Below are 14,620 nucleotides of genomic sequence, written 5' to 3'. Positions count from 1 at the left end.
ACGTCCAAGCCGGGACGTGCGGTCTGCGGTGCACCGGGCCGTGGACGACCGCTCGTGCCGAGCCGGACTTCGCCGCAGCAGCGGGGGCCGTCCAGCGACCAGGGGAGGGGAGCGGCCGTGCCGACCGATCACCAGGCCCAGGTGGCCGAACTGCTGGCTGACTACCAGCGCAGCCGAGATCGCCTCGCCGAGACCCACCGGGACTTGGCTGCCGTCACCGCGACCGCCCGCTCCGGAGATGGCCGGGTGCAGGTCGCGGTAGGCCCGCGGGGCGCGCTCCGCGAGCTGGTGCTGGCCGACGACGTCTACGAGAAGCTGCGGCCCGCTCAGCTCGCCGCGACGATTGCGGAGTTGAGCGCGCAGGCAGCGCAGGACGCGGCCCGCCGCGCCGCCGACCTGCTCGCCGAGGTGCTGCCCGCGGGGACCGATCCGGACCTGCTGCTGGGCGGACACGCCGACGGCGAGTCCGCATCGGTGCTGCGCAACGATGCGGCGCCCGTCGACGATGATGGTGCGGAGGACGAGGACTTCTCGGCCGGGAGCTGGTTGCAGCAGGGCCCGACGAAACGGATGTGACCATGGGCGGTTTCCGCAACGACCTCGGGCGGCTGGACGAGCACGCGAGCGAGTTCGACGATCTGGCGGGCCGGGCGCAGCAGGTCGCCGAGGCGCTGCGCCGGGCGGTGGATTCGGCCGGTGCTTGTTGGGGTGGGGACGAGATCGGCGCCAACTTCGCCCGCGCCCACTGCGGCCGGGCGGACCAGGCGCTGTCCGGCCTCGGGGAGGTGTCGGCGCGGCTGCGCGGCATGGGGTCGAAGTTCGCCGCTGTGGCGGCCACGTCGCAGCAGGTCGACGCCGACAACGCCGAAGAGCTCGGACGAATCACCGAACGGGGGTGAGCGTGGTGGGCATCGAACTTCCCGCCGAACTCCGCGACGTGGCCGCGCGCGCGGGCGCCCGGTGGCCGGAGGCGGACGAGGACGCGATGCGCGAGTCCGCCACGGCGTGGCGTGACGCGGCGAAGGCTATCGAAGGCTTGGCGGCCAGCGCGGACGGTGCGGCGCAGGGTGCGCTGCGGGCTTTCGACGGCGAGGCCGCGGAGGCGGCGAGCCGGGAGTGGGACGGTTTCGTCTCCGACGACGGTGTCCTGCCGAGCTCGGTGCAGCAGTGCCAGGCGGCGGCGGACCGCCTGGAGCACGCGGCCGAGCAGATCGGCGCGGCGAAGGTCCAGCTGGTGCGCGAGCTGGTGTCGCTGGCGAAGCAGACCGACGCGGCCGAGCAGGCCGCGGCCGCCGGACACCCGCAGGCCCTCGCAGTGCTGGACTCGGCGGTGCAGGGCGCGGCGGCGAACGTGGCGCAGCTGCACAACACCCTGGCCGCGGCGGTGGACCCGGACAGCGGTGTCCGGGTGGACCAGGCCCTGTCGGGCCTCGGTGACGTCGCGCTGAACGCTGGAGCGGGACTGGCGTCCACAGTGGACTCCGCTGCTGGCGGCCTGGCCGAGGCCGCAGGCGGTGCGGTCGCGGGCGTCGGTGAGACCGCAGGCGGTGCGGTCGCGGGAGTCGGGCAGGTTGCTGGTGACGCGGTCGCGGGTGTGAGCGAGTCCGCAGGCGGTGCGGTCGAAGGAGTCGGCCGGGTCGCGGGCGGAACGGTCGGCGGCGTCGCGGAGGTCGCGGGCGGAGCTGTCGGCGACGTCGGTCGCGCCACCGGGGAGGTGGTCGGCGGTGCTGCGGAGCACGTCGGCGGTGCCGTCGACGAAGTCGGCCGGGTCGGTCGGGACGCCGTCGGCGGCGTTGCGGAAGATGTTGGCAGCGCGGCAGAACAGGTCGGCCGCGGAACTGTCGGGGGTGGGGCAGCAGGTGCGCAGGACGAGATCTCGGCGGTGGCCCAGTCCGCCACCGGCTGGCAGGCGGACGCCGAGCACACCGGTCCGGTCAAGGTCGACCCCGCAGCCTGGGCGCCCGGCCTCGCCGACGCAGGCACCGGCCCGATCCCGGTGAGCACCGGCAAGGGCTGGACGCCCGGCGACGACCCCGCCTCCACCACCGCTCCGCACGCGGTGCAATCCGCCTGGGCTGCGCCGCAGGCTCCGCCGCCTCCGCTGCCGCCGGGCGCGGCTGCTCCGCAGCCGGGCTTCGCCCCGCCGCCCGCGCCGGGTGGGGGCGGCCACTTCGTGGCGCCCCCCGGCGCGTCTCCGGCGGCTCCGCCCCCGTCCGCGGTTCCGCCGTCCGCGGTTCCGCCGTCCGCCCGGCCACCGGTGGCTCCAGGCGCCTTCGGCGCACCGCAACCACCTCAGCAGCAACAGCAGCAGCCGAGGAACCCGGTGCAGCGCTCCCCGTTGCGTCCGCTCCCGGCCCCGCCGCAGCCGCCCGCGCCCCCAGCGGTGGAGCCGGTCCAGCGGCCGTTGCGGCAGGGCGGCCGCAACGCGGATGTGGTCGCGTTCGTGCTGCACCAGTTCCCGATCGGCTACATGCCGGTCGCGGCGAGCCAGGCGAGCCGCCAGCTCCCGCCGCCGTCGGAGGGTCCGGCCCGGCCGGGGCTGAACTTCCCGCCGCACGACCACCCGGAGTCGCACCTGGTGGACGACCGCGATGCGCTGGACCGGCTGCGTTCGGGGGAGGTCTACGCGGCCGCGCAGCGCGACCGCGAGGAGCGCGACGAGCCGCAGCAGGTGCCGGAGGAGCTGCTCGCGAACCACGATCCGCTCGGCGAGTTCAGCGAGCTGGAGTGGGAGCGCGAGTTCCTGGTGCGCGACGGCGAGCGGAGCGAGTACGCGTGGCCGCCCGCCGACGAGCACCCGGAGGGCGCGGTGGAACCGGCGGAGCCGGTGGTGCTGGAGCCCGACACCGTGCTCGACTGCACCGGCAGCGGCGCCGGACGCTTCTCGTTCGCGCTGGCGACGGCGTTCGGGCAGCGCTCGTTGCCCGAGCCGCACGCCGAGCGGGAGTACCGCCGGTACCGGGTGATGCGCCGGTTACCGGTGTGGCAGTCGGTGACGGCCCCGTGGTTCGCGCAGCCCGGCGGTGGCGTCCGCTACCGCACGACGCACTCGTTGGACGAGCTGGTCGCGCTCGGCTACCTCGTGGAGCTGACCAGGTCGCGGGAGGCCGCGGAGGCGGTGACCTTGCGCATCGAGCGCGAGACCGCGGAGGGCGCCGAGGTGGTGGAGTCGACCTTCCACATCACCTCGGTGGCGACCGAGCGGATCGCCCGCGAGCGCTCGACGGTGCCGATGGGCCAGTCGGAGAAGGAGGCCGGGAAGTGAACACCGAGTCCGTGCTGGGCTGGCTGCTGGCGATGGGCGTCCCAGAGGGGCTGGTGTCGATCGGCGCGGAGGCCGACGACGCCTGGTGCCTGGTGCGCGACGAGCGCGACGGCACCCCGGCGTGGGAGGTCTTCTGGCGGGAGCAGGGCAACCGCTACGACTGGGCCCGGTTCAGCAACGAGCAGGTGGCGTGCTTCTACCTGTTCGGCCGCCTCACCTGGACCCAGGCGCTGCGCGGGGTGGTCGGCCCGGTCGACGCCACGAGCACGCCGCCGAAGGGCACCCCGGCGCAGCGCGGCTGAGCACTGTGATCGCACCTGAGTAGTGCTACCGATGTCCGGACCGGCGTGGTTCCCCCACTGTGTTGGCATGTCGCATCCGTCGCCCGGTCACACGCTCCACCTGGTGGCCGGTGAGCTGCACGCCATCGGCCAGCGGCTGACCTACCTGGGCAGCATGGTGCAGGCCCAGGCCGCAGCGCAGCCGACCCCACCAGCACCGCAGGACGTCCAGTCCCCGGTGCCGCAGCAGGTTCCGGCACCGCAGGACGCACCGCCACAGGACCAGTCCCCGCAGGCCACCCCGCCGCAGGCCGCCCAGCCGCCGGTGGTGCCGTACTCGGGACTGGCGCAGCACCCCGTCCGCCCACGCCGCCAGCTCGGCGCGAACCTGGAGCCGAGCCGCGTGCTTGCCTGGGGCGGCGCCGGGGTGACGCTGCTCGGCGTGGTGTTCCTACTGGTCCTCGCCGTGCAGCGGGACTGGCTCGGACCGGGCGCCCGGGTCGGCGGCGGCGCCGTGCTCGCCGGGCTGCTGGTCGCCGCGGGCTGGTGGGCGCACCGCCGCTCGAAGGGCGAGGAGACCGGTCGCATCGCGGCGTTCGCGCTGGCCACCACCGGTTTCGGGGCGCTGTTCCTGGACGTGGTCGCGGCCACCTCGCTCTACGGGTTCGTGCCCGCCCCGGCGGGCCTGGGCATCGGGCTGCTGGTCAGCCTGGCTGGTCTGGCACTGGCCGACTTCTGGAAGGCGCGACCGCTGGCGCTGGGCGTGGTGCTGAGCTCGGCGATCTGCGCGCCGCTGATCACCCAGCTGCCGAACGCGCTGCTGGTCGGTTTCCTGGTCCTGCTGCAGGTCGCGGCCGCCCCGGTGCAGGTCCGGCGCGGCTGGTCCTCGCTCGCGCTGGCGGCGGGCGTCCCGGTGGTGCTGGCGGCCCTGGCGGCGTCGGTCTGGGGCTCGTTCTTCCACGATCCGGTCCTGGTGGTCGCGATCAGCCTGTCCGTGCTGATGGGCGTGGTGATCGCCGCGATCACCGCAGGCGCCCGGCCGGACGCGGACCGGACCTCGATCGGCCTGCTGGTCGCCGCGCCGACCCCGGCGTTCCTGGCTGGTCCGCTGCTGCTGGAGCGCCCGGCCGCAGGCCTGCTGGGCGCGGGAACCACCGTGCTGCTGCTGGCGATCTGGGCGGTGGCCCGGTTCGTCCCGGCGTTCCACGACTGGTTGTCCCGCCGGTTCACCGCGGCGGTCGGCGCGATGTCGGCGATCGCGGCGGCGCAGACCACGCTCACCGTGCTGGACTCGTCGAGCTGGGCAACGGCGCTGCTGGGCGAGGCGCTGGTGCTGAGCGTCGGTGCGTTCCTGCTGCGCAGCGCGGGTGTGCTCCTCGGCGCGACGTGCTACGCGACCTTCGGGTTCCTGCTCGCCCTGGCCAACGAGGCACCCCTCGCGGCGCTGCTCTGGCACGGATACGCCCCTGGCCTTTCGGGCCTGCTGTGCGGCCTGCTGATCGCTGCCGCGGCGGTCGTGGTGCCCGCCTCGGCGGTCCGGATCGAGAAGTTCCCGAAGTCGCCGCTGCTGTGGGCGGCGACGGGACTGGCCCTGCTGCACGGCACGGCGAGCGCGACGATGGCGGCCTGCCTGTTGGTGTCCGACACCCGGACCGGTTTCCTCACCGCGCACATCCTGATCACCCTGACCTGGGTGGTCGCGGCGATCGCGCTGCTGCTGCGCGGCGTCCGCGTCAGGCACCTGCGCATCGCTGGCCTGGTCCTGATCGCGGCGTCCCTGGCGAAGCTCCTGCTCTTCGACCTGGCCACCCTGGACGGTGTGGCCAGGGTGATCGCCTTCCTCTGCGCGGGCCTGATCCTGCTGGCCGCGGGCTCCCGCTACGCCCGCCTCCTCCGCCCCACCCGGGACGAACCCTGACCACCGCCCCGAGTGGACACCAGACGTCCGAACGGCGGAAGTCGCGGAACCCGGGCGGCGGGTCAGCGCTGCAGGAGGGCCAGCGCCTGGGAGTGGAGGTGGCCGTTGGTGGACAGCGCGCTGCCGCCGTCGTAGCGCGGGACACCGGTCAGGTCGGTGAACGCGCCCCCGGCCTCGGTCACCAGGACCTGGGCCGCCGCCACGTCCCACGGGTTCACGATCGGCTCCGCGGCGACGTCGATCACGCCCTCGGCCACCAGGCAGTGCTGCCAGAAGTCACCGAACGCCCGGTTCTCCCAGCAGGCGTCGACCAGCCGCAGGTACGCCTCCCGCGAGTGGTGCTCCACCCAGGTCCCCAGGTGGGTGGTCGACACGTAGGCGTCGGCGGGGTCGCGCACCCCGGACACCGAGATCCGCTCCGGTTCCGCCGCACCCGTGCGGCACCAGGCGCCCGCCCCGGCAGCCGCCCACCAGCGCTTGCCCAGCGCCGGGGCGCTGACCACGCCGACCTGCGGACGACCGCCGTCCACCAGGGCGATCAGCGTCGCCCACACCGGGATGCCGCGGAGGAAGTTCTTCGTGCCGTCGATCGGGTCGAGCACCCACGCCCGGCCCTCGCCCGCCGTGCCGCCGCGCTCCTCCCCGGCGACGACGTCGTCCGGCCGGTGCTCGGCGAGCACCTCGCGCACCGCGTCCTCCACCGCGAGGTCGGCGTCGGTGACGGGGGTGCGGTCGGGCTTGCGGTCCACGCTCAGGTCGCGGGCCCGGAACCGGCTGCTGGTGATGCCGTCGGCGACGTCGGCGAGGTGCAGGGCGAGGTCGAGATCGCTGGTCACGCCAGGCACCCTAAACGATCGAGCCCGGGCGGCCGGACCCCGCGACGGCGTCCGACCCCGGCGGTGCGAGCTCAACCACCCGCGACACCGGACGTGATCACCCCTGCCCTCTAGGCTGGAGGCGTGAGCGTGGTGCTGTTGGCAGAAGACGACCCGGCCATCGCTGTGCCGCTGTCGAGGGCGCTGCAACGCGAGGGTTACACCGTCCAGGTGATCGAGGACGGTCCTTCGACGCTGCGCACCGCCGCCTCCGGTGGGATCGACCTGTTGGTGCTGGATCTCGGACTCCCGGAGATGGACGGCCTGGAGGTCTGCCGCCGGCTGCGCGCGCAGGGCCGCGGCCTGCCAGTGCTGATGCTGACCGCCCGCACCGACGAGGTCGACTTCGTGGTCGGCCTCGACGCGGGCGCCGACGACTACGTGGCCAAGCCGTTCCGGCTCGCCGAGCTGATGGCCCGCATCCGCGCCCTGCTCCGCCGCGGTGCCCCGGAGACCCTGGAGGCCTCCGGCGTACGCCTGGACCTCACCGCACGCCGGGTGCTGGTCAACGAGCACGAGGTGCAGCTGGCGAACAAGGAGTACGAGCTGCTCCGGGTGCTCATGCAGCACGCCGGGCAGGTGGTGACCCGCGAGGAGATCCTCGAGGAGGTCTGGCCGGAGTCCGACCGCAAGGGCAGCAAGACGCTCGACATGCACATCTCCTGGCTGCGCCGGAAGCTCAGCGACAGCAACGGCCGGCTGGACGAGACCCGCATCGCCACCGTGCGCGGCGTCGGGTTCCGCTTCAACGCGGACTGATCCGCGATGCGCCGCCGGATCCTGCAGGCCACGCTGCTCGCCGTCGCCGTCACCGCGGTGGTCCTCGGGCTGCCGCTGGGGTTCAGCGCGCTGAAGCTCGTCCAGGACATCACCGTCAACGACCTGTCCACCCGCGCGCAGCAGATCGCGACGCTGCTGGACGAGCAGATCGCCGCCCAGCGCCCGGTGGACCTCAACGCGGCGCGGCTCGCGGTGCCCGACGGCGCCCGGCTGATCGTCCGGACCCAGTCCCACGACTACGCCTACGGCCCCGACCCCGGCGAAGAACCGCTGGTGGAGAGCGTGCCGATGGTGCAGAGCGGCACGGTGACGCTGGCCGCGCCGAGCGGCCCGGTGCGCACCCAGCAGATCCAGGTCGCAGGTCTCGTGCTGCTGCTGGTGGTGCTCTCCGCGGGCACCGGGATGATCGTGGCGTCGGTGACCGCGCGTCGCCTCTCCGACCCGCTCCGCCACGTCGCGGCCCGCGCCGCGCGCCTGGGCGCGGGCGACTTCCGCGCGGACCCGCGGCGACACCAGGTGCCGGAGCTGGACCGGGTCGCCGACGCGCTGGACGCCTCCGGTGCCGCGCTGTCGCAACTCGTCCAGCGCGAGCGCGAGCTGGTCGGCGACGTGTCGCACCAGCTCCGCAGCCGCCTCACCGCACTGCACCTGCGGCTGGAAGCGCTCGCGGCGACCAACGACCCGGAAGTCGCCGAAGAAGCGGGAGCCGCGCTGGAGCAGGCCGAACGCCTCTCCGGCGTCCTGGACGACCTGCTCGCCGCGGCCACTGCGGCGCGCGCCCGCGACGCCGCACCCCTGGACATCTCGGCGCTGCTCTCCGACGTGGCGGCGGAGTGGCGCGAACCGCTCAAGGCGGAGGGCCGCACCCTGCGGGTCAAGGTGGAGCAGGAGCTGCTGGCCCGGGTCACGCCGACCCGGCTGCGCGAGACGATCGGCGTCCTGCTCGACAACGCGCTGCGGCACGGCGAGGGCACCGTGACCCTCGCGGCCAGGCAGGGCGGCGGCACCGTCGTGGTGGAGGTGGGCGACGCGGGTTCGGGCGTCCCGGACGAGCTGGTGCCCTACGTCTTCGAACGCGGCTTCTCCGGCCACGGCTCCACCGGCGTCGGCCTGGCGCTGGCCCGGGCCCTGGTCGAAGCCGACGGCGGCCGCCTCGAGCTCAGCCAGGCACGACCCGCGATGTTCGAGGTCTTCCTCCCGGTCGCCCGGGCCGACGACGTCCTCGGCCTGCCCTGGAAGTCCGAGTCCACACCGCGCTGATCAGCTGGTCCGGACGTGCGCCCGCCCCGGCTCGTCCTGGCCCGCGCGGTCGGTGGGGAAGACCCACTTGCGGAACGCCCACCAGCGGAACGCCATGCCCAGCAGCAGCCCGACGACCTGCGCGGCGGTGAAGTCGGCGATCTCCTCCACGAACCGGCTGGTGTACGGGGTCTGCAGGTGCAGCAGGTAGCGGGAGACCCACAGCGGCGCCGAGTACAACCCGACCCCGATCCCGCTGATCGCGAAGTACAGCGTCGCCTCGGAGTGCCGCTGCCGCCCGCCCCTGGTGCGGAACGACCACTCCCGGTTGAGCACGTAGGACACCAGCGTCGCGACCAGCACCGCGATGATCTTCGAGGTCACCGGCTTGTGCGACAGCACGGTCAGCTTCAGCGCGTAGAAGATGCCGGTGTCGATGAGGAACGTGATGGCGCCGACGATGCCGAACTTCAGCAGCTCGCGGTGGCGGATCGCGAGCTTCCGGTACCGCTGCGGGATGCGCGCGGGCACCGAATCGACGACGGACACGCCCCGAGTCTACGTAGTTGCGCCGTCTGGGCGATGGCGGCGGCGGGAACCGGACATCCGATTCACCTGGGCTGCGGTCCCCCTCCCGGGCGCGCGGAGTTCGTCGACGGCGGCCCGCTGCTGGTCGGGGGCGCCGAGCTGGACGGCGGCGCGGTGCTCGCGGGCGGCGCCGTCGTGCCCGGCGGCGCCGGTTCGGGCGGCACGCTCGTGGTCGGCGGCGCAGTGGTGGGCGGCTCCGTGGTGGTCGGCGGTTCCGTGGTCGGCAGTGTCGTGCTCGTCGGCGGTGCGGTGGTCGGCTCCGAGCTGGACGCCGTCGGCGGCCGCCACGGCTCCGGCCACCAGCAGTGCGGCGGCCACCACGGGTGCTGTGCCGAGATCGGCAACCACGGCGGTCGGTGACCCCAGCCCGGCGGCCACCACGGGCACTCCGGCGGTTCCGGCGGCGGAGCGGGCACCGGGAACCACAGCTGCACCGACACCAGGGCTTCCTCGCTGGACGAACCGAGCCGCGCGGTCACCGGAACCTGCACGTCCCGCGAGATCAGGTCCCCGAGCTGCGGGGGCCCGGCCTGCGGGAAGCCCGGCACCACGGCCAACCACACCGCACCGGTGAACCTGCCGCCGGGCGCGAGCTCCTCCGCGCACCGCACCCGGCGCTGGTCGGACTCGACCTCGCACTGCGGTGCCAGCTTCTCCACCCGCACGCCCTCGGGCACCTCGGCGACCGCTTCCGCAGGACCGGTGCTGGTCCCGGTGTTGCGGACCAGCATGGTGACCTTGCTCTGCTGCCAAGGCGCGTGCGACCAGCCCCAGGCCAGCAGGTCGACCTCGTCCACCGGCGCAGGCGGCCGGACCACCACGGGCACCGCGTCCAGGTGCAGCTCGACCTCCGCGCCCGCGGAGATGCTGGCGGTGATCTCACCGCCCTTGGACGACTCGGTGGCGCGCACCGTGAAGCCGAAGGTGAACGACTCGCCGGGCCGAAGCCCGCGGTCGGTGGTGCAGCCGATGGTGCTCGACCGGTTCTGGCAGCTCACCGAGGGTGCGCCGGGCGGCTGCGCCAGCACCAGCGACCTGCCCTGCGGCACCGTCGACGCGGGCCCGGCCGACATCGCGCCCGGGAGCTGCGCGGACACCCCCGACGGCAGTTCCAGCGTCGTGGTGACCGGCTCCGATTCGCCGGAACCGCTGTTGCTCACCGTGATCGGCAGGTCGACCGGGTCTCCACCGGCGACCAGCTGGAGCGGTTCGCCGGGACCGGAGGCGTTGAGCACCGGCGTCGTCGTCGGTGGTGGGGGTTGCGGGGCAGGACCCGGCGGTTCCGGCGGTGGAACCGGGGGCGTCGGGGTCGGGCTCGGCACCTGCGGCGGCCGCTGCGGCTGTGGCGGCAGGGGCGCCGGGGGCGGCGGCGGGTCCGTCGGCTGCACGACGGGCGGCGGTGGTGGTGCGGCGGCCAGCGGCACGGCCTGGTCGGTCGCCGATGTCATGGCGATCGCGATCGCGGTGGCCAGCACCGCCGTCGCCGCCCCGGCGGTGACCGCCTGGCGCGGCCCGGAGCTGGCGGCGTTCGCCGCCCCCGCCGCACCGGACGCGCTGCCCGCGGCCAACGCCGCGGCCGAAGCCCCACCGGACGACGAAGCGGCCAGGTAGCCGGTGACGGCGGTGCCCAGCACCAGCGGCGCGATGATGACCCGGAGCGCACCGTTGACGTCCGCGAGCTCCGCGGCCAGCGCCCGGCACCGGTCGCACCCGTCGAGGTGCGACTCGACCTGGGCGGTCTCCCGCTTGGACAGGCCGCGCCGGGTCCACGCGCCGAGCCGGTCCACCGTCGCCCGGCAGTGCTCGACCCCGGACTCGGCGTCGTCCAGCTGCCCGAGGTGCACCTGCAGGTACGCCTGCCGCAAGCCCTCCCGGGCGCGGTAGGCGAGCGCGGACACGCCGTTCGGCGTCAACCCGAGCAGCGGCGCAACCTGGGCCGGGGTCTGCCCCTCCACCTCGACGTGCCAGAGCACGGTTTGCCAGCGCTCGGGCAACCGCGCGAACGCCTGCGCGGCGAGGGTGCGCTCCAGCCCGGCAACGGCGGTGTCGGTGAACGGCACGCTGACGTCCGCACCGGAGACCTCCGCGACGTCGTCGGCGAGCTGCACCTTGCGCTCGCGGCGGGTGCGGTCGTAGGCGGTGTGCCGCAGCGCGGTCAGCAGGTACGCGCGGAAGGCGGTGGTCGGGCCGCGCCCGTCGCGCAGCGTGTCGAGCACCTTGGCGAACGCCTCGGACACCAGGTCGTCGGCCTCGGCGGTGGACCTCGCGACCTGGCGAGCCATGTTGTAGGCGGCACCGACGTGCCGTTCGTAGAGCTGGGCGTAGGCGGCCGACGACCCGCTGCGAACCGCCTCCAGCAGCTCCCCGTCGCTGGGGCCCTGGACTTCCGACGGAATAGTCGCCACGCCGCACCTTCCTCCCCGCGGGGGACTTCCAGATCTGCTGACCTAGGGAGTCACGGCCGGTGCCGACCATGACGCTGCTCCGATGATTGTGATCTAGATCCTATTGATGACGCCATCCCTTGCACCGTCATGGGCGACTCCCCGCGGCGTCCCGATGACAGCGAGTCGAAGGAGGGGCGTTGAGGATGAGGGAGTGGCCGCTCAAGTGTGATGCGACGATCGCGCGGGGTCGCCAACGGGCCCTGCGCTCGCGCTGGCGGACCGCCAGCCTCGCAGCTGGGTGGCCCTTTCCGAGCGACTGGGCGGCGGACGCGGTGGACGTGGTGTGCGCGGCGGTGGTCGCGGACCACGACCTGGCGGCCCCGCTGGCCGAGCTCGGTGCGGCCCGCGCCGAAGCCGGGGTCGGCCTGGCCGGGACGCTGCAGGACCTGGCCGCGCTGCACGCGGTCGCCAGCGGTGCCCACGACGGGCTCGTGTCCGCCGACCCGGACGCCGTGCCCACGCCGCTGGTGCGCGCCACCGCGCTGGGCTGGGCGGACGTGATCGCCCGGCTGTCCGTCGGTCGCGAGGTCGAGGACCCGCTGACCGGCCTGACCACGGCGGGCTACCTGCGCACCCGGCTGCACGAGGTGTACCGGGCGGCCCAGGCGGAGGGCCGGTCGGCGGGCGAGGACTACGCGCTGCTGACGATCTCGCTGGAGTCCCCGGCCGACGGGTACCCGCGGATGATGGCCATGGTCCTGCTCGCGGACGTCCTGCGGACGGCGTTCGACGCGGGCGAGACGGTGTCGCTGGTCCGGTCGGCCACCGCGGCGGTGCTGGCCCGCCGCACCCCGCAGCTGTCCGCCCGCTGCCTGCACGCGCGCTGCATGATCGAGCACCGGCTGGCGGCGGACCCGGCGCTGCACGCCTGCCGGAGGGTGCGGATCCAGCAGGAACCGCTGCCCGCCGACCACGACGCCGCCTGCGACCTGCTGGCCTCGCTGCGGACCCGGGAGTGACCCGGGTCGCGTTGGGCGGTCCCGGCGCAGGTGCGCGGCCTGCGCCGCTTTACGCTGGCCGCGTGGACCACCGGACCGGAACCCCAGTTGTCGGCATGATCGGCGGCGGTCAGCTGGCGCGCATGACCCACCAGGCCGCGATCCCACTGGGGCAGTCGCTGAAGGTGCTGGCCACCTCGGCGGACGACTCCGCGGCGCTCGTCGCGCCGAACGTCGAGATCGGCCACCACACCGACCTCGAAGCGCTGAAGAACTTCGCGCAGGGCTGTGACGTGATCACCTTCGACCACGAGCACGTCCCCGGCGAGCACCTGCGGGCCCTGGCCGCGGCCGGGGTGTCCGTCCAGCCCGGCGCGGACGCGCTGCTGCACGCCCAGGACAAGCTCGTGATGCGCCGCAAGCTCGCCGAGCTCGGGCTGCCGGTCCCGCCGTTCGCGGAGGTCACCGAGGTCGCCGACGTCCTCGAGTTCGGTGCCGAGCACGGCTGGCCCTGCGTGCTCAAGACCGCCCGCGGCGGCTACGACGGCCGCGGCGTCTGGATGCTCAACACCCCGGACGGTGCCCGGGGCACGGTCGCTGAACTGCTTGAGGGCGGTGCGTCGCTGCTCGTCGAACAGCGCGTGCCGCTGCGCCGGGAGCTCGCCGCGCTGGTCGCCCGCTCGCCGTTCGGGCAGGGCGCGGTCTGGCCGCTGGTCGAGACGGTGCAGGAGGACGGCATCTGCGTCGAGGTCCTGGCCCCGGCGCCGGACACCACCCCGGAACTGGTCGAGCAGGCCCAGCAGCTCGCGCTCGAGGTCGCTGAATCGCTCGGCGTCACCGGCGTGCTCGCGGTCGAGCTGTTCGAGACCGACGAGGGCCTGGTGGTCAACGAGCTGGCGATGCGCCCGCACAACTCCGGGCACTGGACCATCGAAGGCGCGCGGACCTCGCAGTTCGAGCAGCACCTGCGCGCGGTCCTGGACTACCCGCTGGGCGCCACCGAGCTGACCGCGCCCGCGGTGGTCATGACGAACCTCCTCGGTTCGCCGACCGAGCTGAAGATGACCGTGGACGAGCGGCTGCACCACCTCTTCGCCCGTTACCCGCACGCGAAGGTGCACCTCTACGGCAAGAGCGAACGGCCGGGCCGCAAGCTCGGCCACATCACCGTCCTCGGCGACCGCATGGACGAGGTGCGGGAGCAGGCGAGGCTGGCGGCGCACTGGCTGTCGCACGCCGAGTGGCCGGACGGCCACGAGATTCACTGAAGCGAGGGAGGTCTGACCGTGGCAGGCGAGAACCCGCTGGTCGGCGTGATCATGGGCAGCGACTCGGACTGGCCGGTGATGAGCGCGGCCGGGGACGCGCTCACCGAGTTCGAGGTGCCCTTCGAGGTCGGCGTCTACTCGGCGCACCGCACCCCGCAGCGGATGCTGGACTACGCCCGGACCGCCGCCGACCGCGGCATCCGCGTGATCATCGCCGGCGCGGGCGGGGCGGCCCACCTGCCGGGCATGGTCGCCTCGGCCACGGTGCTGCCGGTGATCGGTGTCCCAGTGCCGCTGAAGCACCTAGACGGCATGGACTCCCTGCTGTCGATCGTGCAGATGCCCGCCGGGGTCCCGGTGGCGACGGTGTCGGTCGGCGGAGCCCGCAACGCCGGGCTGCTCGCGGTCCGCACCCTGGCCGCGGACTCCGGTGACCTCGGCGCCCGCCTGCGCGCGGGGATGGCGAAGTTCCAGGCGGACCTGGAGAGCATGGTCCTGGACAAGGACGCCGCCCTCCAGGAGAAGGCCGCGCGTTCCTGACCTTTCGGCAGCAGAACCCCGGGAGGGGCCGGTGCACCCGGTTCCACCTGGGGTTTTGTCGTTAGTGGGGGGTGGTGTTCAGGGGGTGTTCGAGGGTGTGTAAAGTTGTCCAGGTCAGCGCGACACGGGCCGGGAAAACCGGAACGAGCGGGACACGGGGTCGAAACCAAGCTTCCACGAATGAGTGGTAGGGTGGCCTGGCCTCGAACGGCAAGACTTTGAAAATGCGATTTGCTTCGTGGTTGACAACTTTAGATGGGTTCGGGATCTCCGGGAGATAACGAATTGGGTGTGGGTCACCGAGTGACCCCCCTGAATCGCCGGGAATTCGGGCCTGCTAGAGTGGGAATCACGAAAGCGAACAGAGGAAATGCTCCCCGGAGCTGCGCGGCCCTGTGAGGGTTGTGGGTGATGGTGTGGGTGTGTTCTTTGAGAACTCAACAGCGGACTGTTTTGGTTAGTGTTCTTTTATGCCCCCGAC

At 73.7% G+C, this 14,620-nt stretch carries 13 protein-coding genes; 10 read left to right on the top strand and 3 right to left on the bottom strand.

The window, feature by feature from the left end; all coding sequences use genetic code 11:
* The first annotated feature begins 117 nt into the window (after positions 1 to 117).
* From ABT324_RS20965 to ABT324_RS20945, 5 genes are all read left to right on the top strand, one after another.
* Entirely contained in the window at positions 118 to 576 is a 459-nt protein-coding gene (locus tag ABT324_RS20965; protein WP_351179988.1) for a YbaB/EbfC family nucleoid-associated protein, read from the top strand.
* Positions 577 to 578: 2 nt separating this feature from the next.
* Positions 579 to 899 (top strand): WXG100 family type VII secretion target, encoded by a 321-nt coding sequence (locus ABT324_RS20960; protein ID WP_351179985.1) that lies wholly within the window; start codon positions 579 to 581, stop codon positions 897 to 899.
* Positions 900 to 904: 5 nt separating this feature from the next.
* Positions 905 to 3,265 carry a glycohydrolase toxin TNT-related protein gene (locus ABT324_RS20955; RefSeq protein WP_351179982.1) on the top strand — a complete coding sequence of 787 codons (2,361 nt, stop codon included), beginning with the start codon at positions 905 to 907 and terminating at the stop codon, positions 3,263 to 3,265.
* Positions 3,262 to 3,567 (top strand): hypothetical protein, encoded by a 306-nt coding sequence (locus ABT324_RS20950; protein ID WP_150067388.1) that lies wholly within the window; start codon positions 3,262 to 3,264, stop codon positions 3,565 to 3,567. Before ABT324_RS20955 ends, ABT324_RS20950 begins: the two co-directional genes overlap by 4 nt.
* Before the next feature lie 67 nt (positions 3,568 to 3,634).
* Entirely contained in the window at positions 3,635 to 5,464 is a 1,830-nt protein-coding gene (locus tag ABT324_RS20945) for a DUF2339 domain-containing protein (RefSeq protein ID WP_351179979.1), read from the top strand.
* A 62-nt stretch (positions 5,465 to 5,526) separates the two neighbouring features.
* Here ABT324_RS20945 and hisN read toward each other — a convergent pair whose 3' ends face one another.
* A complete protein-coding gene (gene hisN / locus ABT324_RS20940; RefSeq protein ID WP_502949778.1) occupies positions 5,527 to 6,300 on the bottom strand; it encodes a histidinol-phosphatase in 774 nt (257 codons plus the stop codon).
* Between the two features lie 123 nt (positions 6,301 to 6,423).
* Between hisN and ABT324_RS20935 the strand changes: the two genes are divergently transcribed.
* Together ABT324_RS20935 and ABT324_RS20930 are read left to right on the top strand one after the other, a co-directional pair.
* Positions 6,424 to 7,098, top strand: coding sequence for a response regulator transcription factor (locus tag ABT324_RS20935; protein ID WP_351179973.1), 675 nt, complete (start codon positions 6,424 to 6,426; stop codon positions 7,096 to 7,098).
* A 6-nt stretch (positions 7,099 to 7,104) separates the two neighbouring features.
* Positions 7,105 to 8,379 carry a sensor histidine kinase gene (locus ABT324_RS20930; RefSeq protein WP_351179970.1) on the top strand — a complete coding sequence of 425 codons (1,275 nt, stop codon included), beginning with the start codon at positions 7,105 to 7,107 and terminating at the stop codon, positions 8,377 to 8,379.
* Here the strand turns inward: ABT324_RS20930 and ABT324_RS20925 are convergent, their stop codons facing one another.
* A complete protein-coding gene (locus ABT324_RS20925) occupies positions 8,380 to 8,907 on the bottom strand; it encodes a GtrA family protein (RefSeq protein WP_351179967.1) in 528 nt (175 codons plus the stop codon).
* Between the two features lie 62 nt (positions 8,908 to 8,969).
* Complete coding sequence (locus ABT324_RS20920; RefSeq protein WP_351179965.1) at positions 8,970 to 11,351, bottom strand: sigma-70 family RNA polymerase sigma factor; 2,382 nt, start codon at positions 11,349 to 11,351, stop codon at positions 8,970 to 8,972.
* Between the two features lie 314 nt (positions 11,352 to 11,665).
* Between ABT324_RS20920 and ABT324_RS20915 the strand changes: the two genes are divergently transcribed.
* From ABT324_RS20915 to purE, 3 genes are all read left to right on the top strand, one after another.
* Positions 11,666 to 12,352: a hypothetical protein gene (locus tag ABT324_RS20915; protein WP_351179962.1), complete on the top strand. Its 687-nt coding sequence runs from the start codon at positions 11,666 to 11,668 to the stop codon at positions 12,350 to 12,352.
* Between the two features lie 62 nt (positions 12,353 to 12,414).
* Positions 12,415 to 13,599, top strand: a complete 1,185-nt coding sequence (locus tag ABT324_RS20910; RefSeq protein WP_351179960.1) for a 5-(carboxyamino)imidazole ribonucleotide synthase — start codon at positions 12,415 to 12,417, stop codon at positions 13,597 to 13,599.
* 51 nt (positions 13,600 to 13,650) lie between these two features.
* Positions 13,651 to 14,139 (top strand): 5-(carboxyamino)imidazole ribonucleotide mutase, encoded by a 489-nt coding sequence (gene purE / locus ABT324_RS20905; protein ID WP_351180155.1) that lies wholly within the window; start codon positions 13,651 to 13,653, stop codon positions 14,137 to 14,139.
* The last annotated feature ends 481 nt before the right edge of the window (positions 14,140 to 14,620 follow it).

It is taken from the genome of Saccharopolyspora sp. NPDC000359 (genome assembly GCF_040300525.1).
In the GTDB taxonomy this organism is placed as follows: domain Bacteria; phylum Actinomycetota; class Actinomycetes; order Mycobacteriales; family Pseudonocardiaceae; genus Saccharopolyspora.
Note: the sequence above shows the minus strand (reverse complement) of the source record. Positions and strands in the feature narration are given on the sequence as shown.